Annotated in this window: 1 protein-coding gene; it reads right to left on the bottom strand. The window is 46.3% G+C overall.

Annotated elements, in window-relative coordinates:
• Window positions 1–592 (bottom strand): hypothetical protein (locus tag ABD846_RS06665; protein ID WP_344824226.1); only part of this gene is annotated, 592 nt, incomplete at its 3' end.
• Between the last annotated feature and the right edge of the window lie 19 nt (window positions 593–611).

The following is a 611-nucleotide window of genomic DNA, read 5'->3' as shown; positions in this document are numbered from 1 at the left end:
CCGTATCCGTATATTTTACGCGCGCATTGATCTGCGTACCTAAAGCAGCACTGTCTGCCAACTCTTTTGCTTTGGTGACATAAGGGCTAAGCATCAAAGCCGTATCCGTATATTTCACGCGCGCATTGATCTGCGTACCTAAAGCAGCACTGTCTGCCAGCTCTTTTGCTTTAGTAACATAAGGGCTAAGCATCGAAGCCGTATCCGTATATTTCACGCGCGCGTTGATCTGCGTACCTAAAGCAGCACTGTCTGCCAGCTCTTTTGCTTTGGTAACATAAGGGCTAAGCATTGTTGCCGTATCCGTATATTTTACGCGCGCATTGATCTGCGTACCTAAAGCAGCACTGTCTGCCAACTCTTTTGCTTTGGTGACATAAGGGCTAAGCATCAAAGCTGTATCCGTATATTTTACGCGCGCATTGATCTGCGTACCTAAAGCAGCACTGTCTGCCAGCTCTTTTGCTTTGGTAACATAAGGGCTAAGCATCGAAGCCGTATCCGTATATTTTACGCGCGCATTGATCTGCGTAGCTAAAGCAGCACTGTCTGCCAGTTCTTTTGCTTTGGTAACATAAGGGCTAAGCATCAAAGCTGTATCCGTATATTTT

It is taken from the genome of Rurimicrobium arvi, assembly GCF_039540495.1.
In the GTDB taxonomy this organism is placed as follows: Bacteria; Bacteroidota; Bacteroidia; order Chitinophagales; family Chitinophagaceae; genus Rurimicrobium; species Rurimicrobium arvi.
Note: the sequence above shows the minus strand (reverse complement) of the source record. Positions and strands in the feature narration are given on the sequence as shown.